Annotated in this window: 9 protein-coding genes; 5 read left to right on the top strand and 4 right to left on the bottom strand. The window is 38.3% G+C overall.

Features of this window, described 5'->3' with window-relative positions; genetic code table 11:
- Window positions 1–8: 8 nt before the first annotated feature.
- The 4 genes from CZ225_RS07955 to CZ225_RS07940 all read right to left on the bottom strand — a co-directional run bounded on the left by CZ225_RS07955 (window position 9) and on the right by CZ225_RS07940 (window position 6297).
- A complete protein-coding gene (locus tag CZ225_RS07955; protein ID WP_077153684.1) occupies window positions 9–1190 on the bottom strand; it encodes a 6-bladed beta-propeller in 1182 nt (393 codons plus the stop codon).
- Window positions 1191–1220: 30 nt separating this feature from the next.
- Complete coding sequence (locus CZ225_RS07950) at window positions 1221–2684, bottom strand: tetratricopeptide repeat protein (protein ID WP_234983020.1); 1464 nt, start codon at window positions 2682–2684, stop codon at window positions 1221–1223.
- 294 nt (window positions 2685–2978) lie between these two features.
- Entirely contained in the window at window positions 2979–4619 is a 1641-nt protein-coding gene (locus CZ225_RS07945; protein ID WP_077153682.1) for a C69 family dipeptidase, read from the bottom strand.
- 25 nt (window positions 4620–4644) lie between these two features.
- On the bottom strand, window positions 4645–6297 hold the full coding sequence (locus tag CZ225_RS07940) for a M23 family metallopeptidase (RefSeq protein ID WP_077155747.1): 1653 nt from the start codon (window positions 6295–6297) through the stop codon (window positions 4645–4647).
- Between the two features lie 199 nt (window positions 6298–6496).
- Here CZ225_RS07940 and CZ225_RS07935 point away from each other — a divergent pair, with 199 nt between their 5' ends.
- The 5 genes from CZ225_RS07935 to CZ225_RS07915 all read left to right on the top strand — a co-directional run bounded on the left by CZ225_RS07935 (window position 6497) and on the right by CZ225_RS07915 (window position 16019).
- The gene (locus CZ225_RS07935) at window positions 6497–9133 is read left to right on the top strand and encodes a zinc-dependent metalloprotease (protein ID WP_077153681.1); all 2637 of its coding nucleotides are present in this window, start codon (window positions 6497–6499) and stop codon (window positions 9131–9133) included.
- 31 nt (window positions 9134–9164) lie between these two features.
- The gene (locus CZ225_RS07930) at window positions 9165–12503 is read left to right on the top strand and encodes a SusC/RagA family TonB-linked outer membrane protein (protein ID WP_077153680.1); all 3339 of its coding nucleotides are present in this window, start codon (window positions 9165–9167) and stop codon (window positions 12501–12503) included.
- Between the two features lie 12 nt (window positions 12504–12515).
- Window positions 12516–13859 carry a RagB/SusD family nutrient uptake outer membrane protein gene (locus tag CZ225_RS07925; protein ID WP_077153679.1) on the top strand — a complete coding sequence of 448 codons (1344 nt, stop codon included), beginning with the start codon at window positions 12516–12518 and terminating at the stop codon, window positions 13857–13859.
- A gap of 257 nt (window positions 13860–14116) precedes the next feature.
- A complete protein-coding gene (locus tag CZ225_RS07920) occupies window positions 14117–14659 on the top strand; it encodes an RNA polymerase sigma factor (protein ID WP_077153678.1) in 543 nt (180 codons plus the stop codon).
- A 13-nt stretch (window positions 14660–14672) separates the two neighbouring features.
- The gene (locus tag CZ225_RS07915) at window positions 14673–16019 is read left to right on the top strand and encodes an anti-sigma factor (RefSeq protein WP_077153677.1); all 1347 of its coding nucleotides are present in this window, start codon (window positions 14673–14675) and stop codon (window positions 16017–16019) included.
- Window positions 16020–16549 lie beyond the last annotated feature (530 nt).

Genomic DNA, 16549 nt, shown 5'->3' with positions numbered 1-16549 from the left:
AGTACTTTCTATTTGAGTTTGAATGTAATCAACATAAACACCGGATTATCATCTTCCGACAGTTTAGAAGCAATATCTTTCAATTGACCTTTCAGCTTACCTTCCTTATAATCTTTCAGCAATCTATCAGGACGATAACTTTGAAGTAAACAATTCTCTGGTAATTGAGTATAAGAATTATCCCCCATTAATGAAAACCTGCCAGAGGAATTAGCATCTTTTATTACCAAACGGCCATCATATATAGCTCCGGTCGACAGATCGTATACAAAGTCTTTCGTCTCAATACGGGGACCGTCATATATTTTCTTCGCCATTGATGACATAAAAAGGTAATTTCCCAGTTTCATTGTACAAGTCAACATCAGACGAGGGTCACTAGCTGCCGACTTTGGGGTACGAGTAAACAGAGGAATGATCTTCTTATTCTTATAAAGGAACACTGTATCTCCCGCCAAGTCTGAAAGAACAAATTCAGTTCCATTACTGACCATTGGAAAAGCCGTCATTGAACTCGTCATGACTTCAGTCGGACTTTTTTGAATATGAATACAATTACCAATTCTATTCTGAATCGTTATCGGAAGACGTGAAATAGCACCATCTTTCTTTGACATCAGGAAATAGGGACAGCTATTTGGAATTAGTTTTTCCCAATCTAAATTATAAATATCATAACACAGTAAATATTGATCATCATAATTATACATCTTTTCAATTCTAATATCTTTAGGGAATGGCAAACGCCGTTTAAAATGACCTTCAAAAGAGTAAACCAGTAATTTTCTCGTATTATCCAATAAGTATAATTCTTTTGCTTTTTCATCTATTCGCAATTGAAGAATATAATTATATTCTTCTCCACTACCACCCTTGTGATTAAAATGATGTTTGATTTTCCCCGACCGGTCAAAAACAAACACAGTTCCCTCTCGAGAATTACAATTTACGATATAGTGATCTGTAACAGAAGTATACAGATGTGCGATGTTATCCAGTAACACATCGTCTGTAGTCTCCAATGGAATATACTCTACTGTGACAAAATCTTTAAGTACCATTTCCTTCTTCGGATAGTCTTTAGTAATATCAACTACCGGCAGACTCCGGTTAGTTGGTTGTTTTCCATTTTGTGCAGATACGCTCAGTACGATATACAGTAAAAATGATAATAATAACAGTTTTCTCATGGTTTTTCTATTTTAAAAGTGAAATAATTTCTATTTTATCAAGAACTCTTCTAATGAGTCGTCCGGTGCAAGATTTATTTTCTTTTTGATTCGTTGTTTCGATTTTGTAACAGAACGGGCGTCTATATTAAAAAGTCTGCCTAAGTCCGCATTACTGATGCCGATACGAAGCAAGTAACAAACTCTTTTATCCTGTTCCGTCAACAGCCCATATTTACTGAGTTTCGCGGAAACATTGTCATACAGTAAATCAATAATTGCAAATAATTGACTCCATTCCTGTTGAGTTTCGAGAATCCCATAATAAGTTTCACTTTTTAATTGACAGAGATGAGTGTAAGCCATATACTGTTCAGAAAGGTTTAATTCTAAGTTTCCAACATTGAGATGACGTAATATATCCTCTCGATCCGTATGTAAAGTCCTAAGCTCTGCTGATAACTGATTATTTATTTCTTTCAAATCCTCATATTCTACGTTCTTATCTTGTAACAATGTATCATTCTCTTTCTTGTCATTCAACAAATTCCCAATCATACGTTTATTTTTTTGCAACAATGAAGTATAATTGCTGATTTGTTGTTCATTTTCCCTCAATCTCCGTAATATCCGAGTAAGTTCTTTATCTTTCTTCCTTTTCTCCCGGTAATAAAAGAACAGACAGATTATAAACAAGAAACAAATTACCAATATGCCTGTCAGATAGTGAGTCCGCTGACGTAAATGTTCATTCTGTAATTCCTGATTTGCACTCTGAAGACGTTCTTTCTCGTATTTTTGTCCCAAAGCTCGAATGTCAAAAGAAGAAGCTAATTGTCGCTCTAATGAATCTCGGCATTGTTTATAAGAATCGGCATATCGAACGGCAGTTTCCCAATGTTGTTCTTTTTTCTCCAGATTATACAAGTGCAGATAAGCATTCGAACAAATATACATATCACTCGTCTGAACAGCTTTCAATAACAACCTTCTCGCTTCCTCCTTCCGATTCTGATATACACTAAGTTCTCCGAGTAATAAATAAGTAGAGGCATCATCCTCGAGACTATCAAGAAATCTCAATAATAATTTGGTAGAGAAATGAAAAAGACCCGCTTTTGAATAAATAGCCTCCAACTCGGATGAGAGTTTACGCTGCAACTCCTTATCAGGCAGTTGCATTGCAACGTCCAAAGCCCGGTCGTAATAACAGAAAATACTATCAGACTGCTGCAACAATAAATTCACTCTACCGATATTCCGTAAGGTAACGGCACCTTCTTTACAGTAGGGCACCTTCGCATAAAGAGCAGCACCCGATTTAAACATATCCAAAGCATCACTGTACAGTTCCCGATACATATATATAGTACCAAGTCGATTATAAAGAGTAGCCTCCAGCCAAGGGTTATCTCCTTGTTTAGCCAAATTCAAAGATCGATTATAAAAATTTACCGCATTTTCTTCATCCCCGTGCTTCCTACAACTATCACCTTTCTCAAATAAAGATTGCATTTTTTCTTCAAGGTTTCTTTTTTGTGAGGAAGACTGACAAGAGATAAAGAGAAATCCCGGCAAGAGAATATATAAAAGTAAAACATTTCTCATCGTATCATGATTTAATGATTAATGCAAATGTAGGAAGTATCGAGAAAGAAAGCAAATTTCATGCATGGACAAATCAGATATATTTATTTATCTGATTACTAATAAAATAAAAATCCACATCATTCAGATTGACCGAATGATGTGGACAGGATTTTAGACTATATGGACAGTTTATTAAATAAAAAGACGATAATAACAGAATTATTCTGTAACCATATATCTTTCTCCGGTTTGTTTTACATATTCTTCGAGAAACTCCTTCGGATATCCCGGACGGATGACGCCGGCAGGCTGACCGATAGAATTACGTTCAAATTTTCCATCTTTCATACGTTTTACCACTCCGTCGTTATACTTCACGATAAGGAAAGTTCCGAGTTGTTTCCATGTATCAAAAGTACTTTGAGCAGTCATATTAGTATAATTTGTCAGAAATTCGATGGCAGCATTCTTATCTTTTGCCAATAGCTTTGCAGCCATTTCTTCAATACCGTCCTGTGCTTGATTGAAAGTCGTTTCCAGTTCTTTTTGAGTAGCACGTACGTCATCTATCATCAAGCTATAACGAGGATATACCATATTCGACACCCAATTGAAAATCCAAAAAGCAGAATTCCATGAGAAAGTGATATAATCTGCTCCGTCTACACGCGTATAGCATAATGGAGCTTTGGTTGAACAACAATAAACAGGAGTAAATACAGTCATGTTTGCATCATCTACACCAAACCAAAGCACACCACCAATCACATCGGGTTTATTTGCACGCATCTGCGCCACAAACACAAAACCACTTTGCTGAGTAGAAATAGGACGTTCGTTGAAATACTCCTTATCACCAACCTTGAAGTTCAGCGGAGAAAGACGATAGGGAGTTTTATAAGGACCTGCTCCGAAATCATTAGAAATATCGAGAGGCGTTCCTTCATAGTGATCACGCATCATGTCTTTCACATCCTGAACAGAAAGCTTCTGTTTCGGACGGATAAAAAGAGGCATCGGATCGTTTGTCTTACCTTCTATATAAGGAAGGTATTCTTTTCCATGATCAGTGAACTTATTAAAATAACTCCATACACGAGCTTCACAGAATCGACGGGCACCGAAATCAAGCGGTGCATACGCATTGGCAAAACTAAAGTCTTTATTGACTCCATTGAAATAACCTTTCTCACGTGCAAACGAAATAACATCATGCGAATACAAACAGTTTTCTTTGTCGCTCATATCAAATTGGTGAATACGGGATTGATTAGCATGAGCTGAAATACAATCATCCGGCACTCGTACAGCTACCCAAACCGCTCCACGTACACCTGAACCTTTACCAATCATCTCCATAATCCAAACTTCATTAGGATCGGCAATAGTAAAAGATTCCCCTTCACTATAGTAACCGTATTGTTGCACCAGATCAGTCATTATCTTAATAGCTTCACGCGCCGTACGCGAACGTTGCAGACCGATATAAATCAAACTTCCATAATCTATAATCCCGGTAGAATCAGCCAATTCAGGACGACCACCGAAAGTTGTTTCACCAATAGTCACCTGATATTCATTCATGTTACCATTTACATTATAAGTCTGACGCGCTTGCTCTATTTCTCCCAGATATTTACCAGTATCCCATTCGTACACTTTCAACATCGTTCCTTTCGGATATGTGGCGGCAGGATAGTGATAAAGCTCACCAAACAATCCATAGGAATCAGCAGAATAAGAAACTATAGTTGATCCGTCGGTAGAAGCATTCTTTCCGACAATCAGATTGGTACAGGCGAAAGTATTCGCTACAGCTGTCAGGAATACTACAGCACAAAAGACAATTCTTCTTTTCATAATATATGATTCACATTTTTAATAATTACCAGATAAAACTTTCCCGGGAAACGGTCTTGTTACCACAACAGTCAGTTACGGTAAATTCGACAATATGCTTCCCTCCCTTTTTGATATGTTTCGGATCGAGCTCACATTCCCAATAAGACTTAACAATATTGGGACGTCCGAAAAGCGCATACTTTCCATCAATCGTTCCACGATAGGAACAGACTCCCGTACCCTTATCCTTCAATCGATAAACAATCTTTTTATTTTTTGCCCATTGATTCTTATTGATAGGAATGATCTCTGGTGGAATAGTATCAATGTCTACCGTATAAGTACCTAACTCCTGGATATTTGTTTTCATATATCCATTTTCATATTTACCACCCACACTGTATCTTGTTCCTTTGGGAGTAACAGAAGCTATATAATATTTTGTAGTGTCTGCCAATGGTTTCCTCAATAATCCGATTCGTAATTCACAACCGGCATGAAGAGGTGTCGATTCATCATTCAACTGATAAGTAAGTGCAATAGCCCCGCTATCCGCTTTTACTTCATAATGAAGATTCACATCATCATACAACATTCCTTTCGGCACAACCAGACTCAATCCCGGTTCATGCAGAAAATTTGTTTTATTCCATGCAAAGAAGTATTTATCCTGATATTCCAACGGTTGAATCGGTTGTTTTCGTCCACGTACTGTAAAACGATAACGGGAGGTATTACCAAAAACATCTTTCAAAGTATACAAGAATTGATAATCCCGTTCTTCATCGATAGTGATCAGACCACGATTTCCATTTGAAACTTTTAGCATACGTAAAGTATTCCCCGGATCAATAAACGATTTCATATATTGCCCGTAAGTCCAGGAATTAATCATTCGGTTTTCATTTGGGGAAAAGCGATCTACAGTACTACGAAATACTTCGTTTCCATCTACTGAAAGTACTACGGAATATACTCCATAATGATTGCTCACGCCATCCATATAATCATACGCTTTAATACCTGTACCAATAATACCCCACGCTTCTACAGGCTGTTCATGATTCGGTAGGATCGTTAAGTTCTCCTGCTTACCCGCTACTACACCTTTACCCGCTTGAGGAAATAACATGATACCATCCGCCTTAGGCGCACGCGTATCCTTTATTTTCGTTCTGAAGAAAGGCATAGGATCAATAAATTCACCCGATTCTGTTTCGAATACATCCAGATGGAGATGAGGTCCGAACGAATATCCTGTATTCCCACTCCAAGCGATCGGTTGTCCGGCTTTTACAGGGTATTCTTCCGGTCCGGGAATAATCTCCACTTCCCAATTCTCATTTTCATACTGAAGCTTTTCCACTCTTTCGGCAATAGGAGAAAGAAAACCACTTAGATGTCGGTTTATAGTTGAATATCCATTATAATAGCAAACATCAAGTACATATCCCGAACCATTAGTGACGCGGATACGCGAAATATAACCATCAGCCAGAGCATGTACAGGTTTACCGATCACTCCTCCCGTCTTAAAATCTAATCCTCCATGGAAATGGTTGGTACGGATTTCTCCAAAATTTCCGCTTAAAGTGAGAGGGAAATCGAAAGGCGGTGTAAAAGTCACTTGCTTTTTCTCTTGCGCATACCCTTGAATGCAACAAGCAAGCAAAAAGGCAGCAATATATTGTTTCATATAACACATACATTTTAAAAACTCTACAAAAGTACACTATTTTAAGTAGATTACGAAATGTCCCGAAGCGAATGATATACCGAATACTAGTTAATAATTCTTTTATTTTTCGTATTTATCTCTCACTTTGAAAGTAACATATGAATTATATTCGTAATTTTGTAGGCTGTTTCTTATTTTTAATTAATCGAAAAAAACAATGAGAATTTATGAGAGAGTAATGGCAACAGTGGTTGCCTGCGTACTGCTAGGTGTTGTATGCCCCCACATGGCATCAGCAGAATCCTCGGTCGCAGAACAAGCGAGTTGGTTCAAGAAGAAAAAAAAGAAGAAGCCCGAACAGGAAGAAAAGTCAAAAACAGACTATGAGAAGTTGGTAGAAGGCAGTAAAATTTCCAAAGGAATGTTTACTGTATACCAAAAAGAAAATGATTTTTATTTCGAAGTTCCTACCTCTTTGTTAGGTCGTGACCTATTAGTGGTCAATAAGCTACAACGTGTACCCGCAGAGCTGAATGAAGCTGGTGTAAACCGTGGGGTAAATTATGAAAATCAAATGATCAGTGCTGAATGGGACAAAGCCAGCAAAAAACTAATGTTTCGTCAGCAACGCCCTTTACCTTTAGCTCCCAAAACTGATGCTATCTATCAATCGGTGAAAGATAACTTTATCTCTCCCTTGATCGCTGCATTCAAAATTGAAGCAATCAATCAGGATTCTACAGCTTTGGTTATTAAAGTAAATGATATCTATGATGGAACGGAAACCAGCATTAATAATGTATTCACAAATATTAATTTAGGAACCTCAGCCATCAAAAACCTTTCACGTATTCTTTCTGTGAAGTCTTTCCCGAACAATGTAGTAGCAACTTCGGAATTGACAACTAAAGTCACAGAAGGCACAACTAGTGTTTATGTAACTGTAGAGGTCAGCTCATCTATCCTTTTGTTGCCGGAGATTCCAATGATGGGACGCTTCGACAATCAGAAAGTAGGATACTTTACTAATCCGCTATTAAGTTTCAGCGACGCACAGCAAGGTACCGATACCAAACACTATATCACTCGTTGGCGCCTAGAACCTAAACCGGAAGATCGGGAAGCCTATCTGAAAGGGAAACTCGTAGAACCGGCTAAACCTATCGTGTTTTATATAGATAACTCAACACCTTATCAATGGCGTGCTTATATAAAAAAGGGAATCGAAGATTGGCAAGCCGCTTTTGAAAAAGCAGGGTTCAAAAATGCAATTATTGCCAAGGAGATTACCGACAGTATGCAAATTGATATGGATGACGTTAATTACTCTGTAATAACGTACGCAGCTTCAGAAAAAAAGAACGCTATGGGACCTTCCATCCTTGATCCACGTTCAGGAGAAATTCTAGAAGCTGACATCATGTGGTGGCACAATGTACTCTCCATGGTACGCGAATGGATCACTGTACAAACCGGAACAGTCTGCCCGGCAGCACGTAGCGTACAATTACCTGATTCTCTGATGGGTGACGCTATCCGTTTTGTGGCTTGTCACGAAGTAGGCCACTCTCTAGGTCTGCGCCATAATATGATGGGATCAGCTGCATTCCCTACAGATTCTCTGCGCTCTGAGTCATTCACATCCAAGATGAACTCCACCGCTTCATCGATCATGGATTATGCCCGTTTCAATTATATTGCTCAACCGGGAGATGGAGTGAAAGTCCTTTCTCCACATATTGGTCCTTATGACCAATTTGCTATTGAATATGGGTATCGTTGGTATGGTAAAAATACTCCGGAGGAAGAAAAAAATCTTCTGTTCGATTTCCTGAGTAAACATACAGACCGCCTTTACAAGTATAGTGAAGCACAAGATATACGTGATGCTGTTGATCCGCGTGCACAAAACGAAGATTTAGGAGATGATCCGGTTCGTTCTTCTCTACTCGGTATCGAAAACCTGAAACGTATCGTTCCTCAAATTCTCCAATGGACTACTACCGGAGAAAAGGGACAAACGTATGAAGACGCGTCACGATTATATTACGCTGTTATCAATCAATGGAACAATTACTTGTATCATGTACTGACTAATATTGGTGGTATCTATATTGAAAATACGACAGTAGGTGATGGCGTTAAGACATATACATTTGTGGAAAAAGAGAAACAACAAGCTTCATTGAAGTTCCTGATGGACGAAGTACTGACTTATCCCAAATGGTTGTTTGATACGGAAGTTGGACAATATACATATTTACTTCGTAACACTCCTGTTGGTAAACAAGAGAACGCACCTACACAAATATTGAAAAATGCGCAGGCATATATCCTTTGGGATCTGCTAGGTAACAATCGATTGATGCGTATGATCGAAAATGAGTCTGTAAATGGCAAGAAAGCGTTTACAGTAGTAGAATTTATGGATGCGCTTCACAAAAACATTTTCGGTGTTACCGAACGGGGAGGAACTCCAGATGTGATGGAACGCTCTTTACAGAAAAACTTTCTGGATGCTTTACTTACAGCAGCCGCAGAACCCGAAGCGGTTAAAATCAACAAGAAACTGGCTGACGAACATTTCTTACTCGATCATTCTACTTCTTTTTGTAGCTGCCATGCTGCCGAACAGCGTACTCTGCACGAAGAAAGCCGGATGGGTGCTCCACGAGTATTGAATTTTTATGGTAGCCAACTTAACCGTATCTCAGATGCTATTTCTGTAAAACGCGGAGAATTATTACGTATCAAGAAACTCTTGCAGAACCGTCTCAGCACTTCTGATACTGCAACACGATATCATTACGAAGATATGATATTGCGTATCAATACTGCACTGGGAATCAAATAAGAAAATATTAACTTAAGCATATCTACAATTAATGGAAAAAAAACATTTGTGCATACTTATATGCTTTCTCGCAAACGCGCTGGCAATGGCTGGCGCCAACAATCGCACTATCACAGGTGTCGTACTATCTGGTGAAGATGATCAACCATTGATCGGTGCTTCAATATTTGTACCCTCCGACGAATTACAAAAAGCCGGTGCCTCTGAAACCTCTTTAGGTACTATTACTGATTTAGATGGAAAGTTTTCTATTTCCGTTCCCGAAAATATAACAAATATTCATTGTAGCTATATCGGATTCGAAGAGCAGGTAATCAAACTACAAACCGGAAAAAACGATTACCGCATTGTACTCCAAATGTCATCACACACCCTAGGAGATGTGGTAGTTACAGGTTATCAGGAATTGGAACGCCGCAAATTAACTGCTGCTATTTCTAAAGTAGACGTAACAGATGCCATGTTAGGCTCTGCAAAAAGTATCGATCAGGCATTAGCCGGACAAATTGCCGGTGTGGCAGTTACCAACACTTCCGGTGCTCCGGGATCTCCGGCACGTATTCGTATTCGTGGTACTGCTTCTTTGAATGGAACTCAAGATCCTTTGTGGGTATTGGATGGGATTCCTTTGGAAGGAACGGACATCCCTAAAATCGATGGAAACAATGACAATGATATCTTGAATATAGGACAATCCTCTATTGCCGGACTTAGCCCTAATGATATTGAAAATATTACCATCCTGAAAGATGCTGCGGCCACCGCCATCTATGGTGCACGTGCAGCAAACGGTGTTATCGTAATAACTACGAAACGGGGAAGATCAGGTAAACCCGTAGTTAATTTCAACACGAAGCTGACATATACTCCAAATTTAGATACTTCTCGCCTAAATCTCATGAATGCCCAAGAGAAGGTTGATTTAGAACTCCAATTAATGAAGGAAGGTCCCTATTACATGTGGGATATGCCTTTCCCTACCTATACACAAAAAGGAGGGGTAGCATCCATTCTTAAAGAACACAACTTAATGGATATTTACCAAGAGAAAGGCTGGAACGCACTAACACCTGAAGCTCAGAATGCCATTAACCGATTAAAAACAGTCAATACAGACTGGAATGATATTTTGTTTAGAGATGCCTTTACACAGGAGTATAACGTAAGCATTTCAGGTGGTAGTGAGAAAGTGACCTATTACAACTCGCTGGGATATACCAAAGAAGACGGAAATGTACCTGGAGTAAGCATGAGCCGATTCAACCTGACTAGTAAGACCTCTTACCAAGTCAATAAACTACTTAAATTGGGGGTATCTATTTTTGCCAACAGACGTAAAAACCAGTCATTTGTTAGTGATACTTATGGTCTTATCAACCCTATATATTATTCACGTATCGCTAACCCTTATTTCGATCCTTATGATGAGAATGGAAATTACTTATACGATTATGACGTAGTTTCCAACAATGAAACAGATCTGAAACAAGGATTCAATATCTTTGAGGAACGAGAAAATACTAGTAACGAGTCAATAACGACTGCCATTAACTCAATCTTCAATGTCGATCTGCGCTTCAATGATCAATGGAAAGTAACTTCACAAATTGGTGTACAATGGGACCAGCTCTCCCGGGAAGAATACGTAGGAATGAACACTTTTAATATGCGAAATCTACGAGAAAACAACACCTACTATAAGGATGGTAAACGTACCTATCTCATTCCTGAAGGAGGTAGGCTTAAAAGTACCAATTCGGTGAACTCTCAAATTACCTGGAAAATTCAGGGAGAGTATAAGCAAACATTCAATGATATTCACGAAATACAGGTGATGGGTGGTTCTGAGATTCGTAAAAACTGGTACGATAGCCAGGCTTCTACCGGCTATGGATACGACCCTAAAACATTAACATTCAAAAACCTGATTTTTAAAGATGAAACACAGGCTAGCTCAAAGGATTGGCCATTGAAGACTAAAAGTTATAAAGAAAATGCCTTTGCGTCTTTCTACGCCAATGGGTCTTATTCCTTAATGAACCGTTATACGCTAGGGGGAAGTATCCGTATGGATGGTTCAGATCTATTCGGAGTAGATAAAAAATATCGTTTCCTACCTATCTACTCAGTAAGCGGTTTATGGCGTTTGTCCAACGAACCATTCATACAGAAGTTCAAGTGGATTGATAATTTAGCACTACGGTTTTCTTACGGTTTGCAAGGGAACATTGATAAAAACACATCACCATTCCTTTTGGGAACGTATGGCAATATTAGTATCCTGCCCGGAACAAGTGAAGACAACATCACAATTAATAGTGCCCCCAACAGTAAACTACGATGGGAAAAGACGTCTTCCTACAACCTAGGATTGGATTTCTCTGTTCTGAATCAAGCAATCAACATGAGTGTGGACTACTATTACAGAAAAGGGACTGACTTAATAGGTAATAAAATGCTGCCACTAGAAAATGGTTTTAACCAAATGACAATTAACTGGGCAAGTATGGAAAATAAAGGTATAGAAGTGAATCTGCAAACACGCAACATTACCACTCGAGACTTCTCATGGTATACCTCCTTCAACTTTGCTTATAACAAGAACAAAGTATTAAAGGTGATGAATAACAAGGGGGACACTTATCCAAGTTTGGAAGGATATTCTTCAGGTGCTATTTTTGTATTGAAAACCAAAGGAATTAAACCTGAAACAGGACAAATTCTTTTTGAAGATAAGAATGGGAAAGCCGTCACAGCAGAAGAACTCTTTCAGATGACTCCTATAGGAGATACATTCTATGACGTCGGAGTCAGTCAAGAAGAGCAAAGAGAGTTTTATAGTTATGCAGGTACAACTGATGCACCTTACACTGGAGGATTCATGAATACATTCAATTACCGGAACTGGGAACTAAACGTGAATTTCTCGTATAATGTAGGAGCTCATGTACGTACATCTCCTTCCTATGATATTGCAGACTTGGACCCGGCACACAACTTAAGCAAAGACATTCTAAATCGATGGACACCGGAAAATCAAAACAGTAATCTTCCTGCATTAGTTACCCCTAACTATAATACTGCCGATTACCGCCTGTTCAGTGATCAAAAAGTTCTTTACAGGTCACTAGATATATGGGTAAAGAAATTGAGCTATATGCGTTTGCAGAACTTACGTCTCGCTTACCATATTCCTTCCGAATGGTTGCATAAATTAAATATCGGTGGAGCAACCGTTGCTATAGAAGCCCGGAATTTATTTATTATTAGTTCCAACTACAAGAATTATATGGACCCGGAATCAATGAGTAACCTATACGCCACTCCGGTTCCTAAATCTGTGACATTCAACCTAAGTCTCAATTTTTAAAGAAGACAACATATGAATTTAATCAAAAATATATCAATCGCTTCCATTTTAACAGGAAGTATAATACTCTCCTCCTGTGATAGTTATCTGGACATACAACCAGTAGGACAAGTAATTCCAAATACATTGGCAGAATATAGGGCTTTGTTTACAACAGCCTACAATTTCGAATTCACAGACAGAGGACTGACCGAGTTTCGTACTGACTTGGCTATTGTTAATAATAATACGACTTCACAGAACTCCTATGGAGACATAGAAAAATGGAATGATATCAATCCAAGTGCCAGCACAACGACATTTGGCTGGAGCAATTATTATAATGCCATTTATTATGCCAACGCCATCATAGATAAGAAAGACAAAATAACCGAAGGAAGCCAAGAAGAAATCAACCAACTAGTAGGAGAAGCCTATTTAATGAGAGGGTACGTACACTTTTTGTTGGTCAATCTTTACGGTGATCCCTATACCAAAGCAGGTGCACCGGAAAGTAAATCCATTCCTATCAAGTGGACGCTCGATCTGGAAGAAATTCCATCCCGGAAGACAGTAAAGGAGGTTTATGCAGCAGTCTTGTCGGACATACAAACAGCTCGCGGTCTTATGAATCAAAAGGAATGGGAAACGAAATATGCGTATCGCTTCTCTACGTTGTCAATCGATGCCATGGAGTCACGTGTGCGCCTGTACATGGGTGATTGGGAAAATTCTTACAATGCTTCTGAGCGTGTACTGACACAAAAAGCTACCTTAGAAAATTTGAATGACGAAAATGCAAAGATCCCCAACGACTATTCATCTGTAGAAATGATTACTGCCTATGAAAGGATATTTAACAATAACAGTTCGGTATCCACTTTACTGAGATCCACCTTTATGCAGAAATACGACGCAGGAAAAGATCTACGTATTACAAAGTATTATGGCGATGCAAATGAAGACGGTAATTATCCACCATTGAAAACTACCAAAGGACAATTCAATTGTACCTTCCGCACCGGTGAAATCTATCTGAATGCCGCCGAAGCAGCTGCTCGTCTGAATAAATTGCCTGAAGCTCGTAAGCGTTTATTAAAATTAATGGAGAATCGTTATACCCCAGAAGGTTATGAACTGAAAAAAGATGCAGTGGATGCAATGAGTCAAGAAGCATTAATTAAAGAAATCTTAGAGGAACGTGCTCGAGAGTTAGCTTTTGAGGGTCACCGTTGGTTCGATTTACGTCGCACAACCCGACCTAAAATTGAGAAAACAATAAAAGACCAAACTTACGTTTTAGGTGAAAATGACGCTCGCTATACATTACGTATTCCTCAGGATGCAATTGATGCTAATCCTGGATTATTAAATTAACAAAGCCTTAATCACTTCATTAATATATTTAGAAAACTCCTCTTGCTAAACAACACGCAAGAGGAGTTTTTTTCTTTTAGTTACAACCAGTACATCATTTGTTTCAAAAAATAAAATTACCGAAGAAGGGAAATTCTATACTCTCAGAAATTAAAATCAAAAAAACATCTTACCTTTTACGTCTTTTTCTCTCCTTTTGCGTCATTATAATAGATCGCGGTCATAAAGCTTAAAAAAAGAATAACTAAAAATCAGACATGAAACAAGAATCGATCATCAACAACGAAGATGAACAAAGTCGTGAACTGGCAGAGCTTATAGAAGCAGAAAGGACACACTTACTACGGTATGCCTGTTACAGAATAGGTAATCTTGCCGATGCTGAAGACGCCGTACAAGACATTTTCGTACAGTTGCATACCAGAGAACAGGAGCATAAAGGTCAGACACCGGCAAATATGCGTAACTACTTGTATCGAAGTTTGGCAAACTTATGTACCGATCGCCTTCGAAGGCAATGTTTACAATTTGTATCGTTGGAACAAGTTACAAATTACAGCGAAAACATTCCCGAAGACTTTGAACAAGAGTTTTGCCTCATATCAACTCTACTCGCAACTATTCCCGAAGAACAGGCAGAAGTGATACGACTACGTATCCATAGTGACAAAAGTTTTACTGAAATAGCAGAAATACTGGATATGCCTGTATCATCGGTTAAGTCACGTTTTCAATACGGAATTGAGAAAATAAGAAAGGGACTGAAGGAAAAACAGTCCCGAAAAGTAAAAGAACAATAAAATTTATAACATTATGAAATGTGAAGAATTCAAGAAGAATATAGTGGAACTGTGTGACAAAAATACAGACCCGAAATTAGTAGACGAATGTATGCGCCATATGGAAGAATGTTCCGAATGTAAATCATATTACGAGGAGTATATGGCGACCGTAAATATGTTGTGCCCACGCTATGCACCAATGACTATACGATCAACATCACCTAAGAGAAAGATTGAATCATCTACTATTGAAGAGAAACACAGTAAAAAACAACACAAAATCCAACAGTTACGTATAAGATTTACGCAAATAGCAGCAGCTATAATTATCTTTGTAGCAGGTGTAATGACAGGATTAAGTAATCTATTCTCAACAGATGCAAAAGCTGTTACATCACCGTCACTGATTTTCGAACAGGCCATCAGAAACGTACATAATGCAGGCAGTTTTATCATCAACATGAATGCACGCACTCTCCCAAACGAGAATATGGCTTACTTTGATCCCGAAGCAGAATTTATCAAGATTAGTCTAAAAGTGCTACACCAAAATGATTCTACCTTCTGGAGATTAGAAAAAGAAGGAGGAAGAACGATCCTGTTCGATGGTCGGGAACAATATATGTGGGATAAGATTGGCTCAAAAGTACGTGGTTCAGTTAATACAGGTTTTATGGAGGACTTCGCTTCATTACTCCAGCCCGAGAAACTTCTGGAACAACAAAAAACGGCTATAGCTGATAACAATAAAGGGAATATTAAAATTTCAGAAGATGACTCCAAAATAGTTATAACGACATATACAGAAATGTACGACAATAACCTCTATTCACTCCTCAATAATTCTAAACTGAAAAAGCACAAATGTATAATGGAAAATGTGTTTACCAAGAACGATGGTCTACTCCGAGAAATAAAGGTATGGATAGAACAAGATGATAAAAAAGTTCTGATTCTCAGCAGTTCCGATATAAAGTATAATACATTATTACGTAAAGAAGATCTATTACATCTTCCCAATATCGACAAATCGCAATGGGTACAAGCCGAGGAACCGCTATTGAAAGAAGGGGTACGTCTACAAACTCTGCAAAATGAAACAGCAACAGATGCAGCACGCAGAATTTTAACAGCAATCACTAGCGGGAACTCCGAACAAGCCAAAGAAGCTCTCCGAGCCTATGACCTGACAGAACTTGTGAAGAGATTTAATGGTTGCAAGGTTTCAGAGTTCAGTATGCCTAAAAAAAGGGACGACTATGTAGGGGTATACGTATTTTATCAATTGACTCAACCGGACGGAACGTCCCAAACGCACTATGTTGCTCTGCGTCAAGACAATGATCAGAGAATATGGATACTTGACGGAGGCATTTAGCTTCTAAAAATCGGACACAAGATAAACAGCCGACACAATCCCTGTTCTAAAACATCCCCTTGCGAATAACAACGTAAGGGGATTATTCGCACATTCGAACATTATAATCCTCAATATATTACATTATGATCATAGGAGTTACCAAAGAAATCAAAAACAACGAGAATCGGGTAGGTATGACATCTTCCGGAGGCCCAATAAGCCTTTAGTCCAGAAAACTTTATAATAAAAGACTATCTTATAGCTCTCTCAACTTTTGCTATTAGTAGCTTTATAATTAGCAAATAAGAGAAAACATCTTAGCATAAGGAGAAATCTTGTTTTCCTTTAAATGAAAAGATGTTTTTTATTTAAATCAAACTATAACCGAAAGCTTCGGTCATACAACCGGAGCCTTTGATTATATAATCAAAAGTTTCAGTTATATAACCGAAGCTTGCGGTTATAATTCTATCACAATAAAAATAAGTTTTATTTCAGAGAAAAACAAGTAATCTTCCTTCCAAACAGACATTATTTATAGGACTAAT

This window comes from Bacteroides bouchesdurhonensis (assembly GCF_900155865.1).
Classification (GTDB): Bacteria; Bacteroidota; Bacteroidia; order Bacteroidales; family Bacteroidaceae; genus Bacteroides; species Bacteroides bouchesdurhonensis.
This window is presented reverse-complemented; position numbering and strand designations above follow the sequence as displayed.

Bases quoted from the DNA above. Each gene is read 5' to 3' on its own strand.
- CZ225_RS07940 (WP_077155747.1), bottom strand. From the start codon at position 6,297: ATGAAACAATATATTGCTGCCTTTTTGCTTGCTTGTTGCATTCAAGGG.
- CZ225_RS07920 (WP_077153678.1), top strand. From the start codon at position 14,117: ATGAAACAAGAATCGATCATCAACAACGAAGATGAACAAAGTCGTGAA.
- CZ225_RS07950 (WP_234983020.1), bottom strand. From the start codon at position 2,684: ATGCAATCTTTATTTGAGAAAGGTGATAGTTGTAGGAAGCACGGGGAT.
- CZ225_RS07925 (WP_077153679.1), top strand. From the start codon at position 12,516: ATGAATTTAATCAAAAATATATCAATCGCTTCCATTTTAACAGGAAGT.
- CZ225_RS07945 (WP_077153682.1), bottom strand. From the start codon at position 4,619: ATGAAAAGAAGAATTGTCTTTTGTGCTGTAGTATTCCTGACAGCTGTA.
- CZ225_RS07930 (WP_077153680.1), top strand. From the start codon at position 9,165: ATGGAAAAAAAACATTTGTGCATACTTATATGCTTTCTCGCAAACGCG.
- CZ225_RS07915 (WP_077153677.1), top strand. From the start codon at position 14,673: ATGAAATGTGAAGAATTCAAGAAGAATATAGTGGAACTGTGTGACAAA.
- CZ225_RS07955 (WP_077153684.1), bottom strand. From the start codon at position 1,190: ATGAGAAAACTGTTATTATTATCATTTTTACTGTATATCGTACTGAGC.
- CZ225_RS07935 (WP_077153681.1), top strand. From the start codon at position 6,497: ATGAGAATTTATGAGAGAGTAATGGCAACAGTGGTTGCCTGCGTACTG.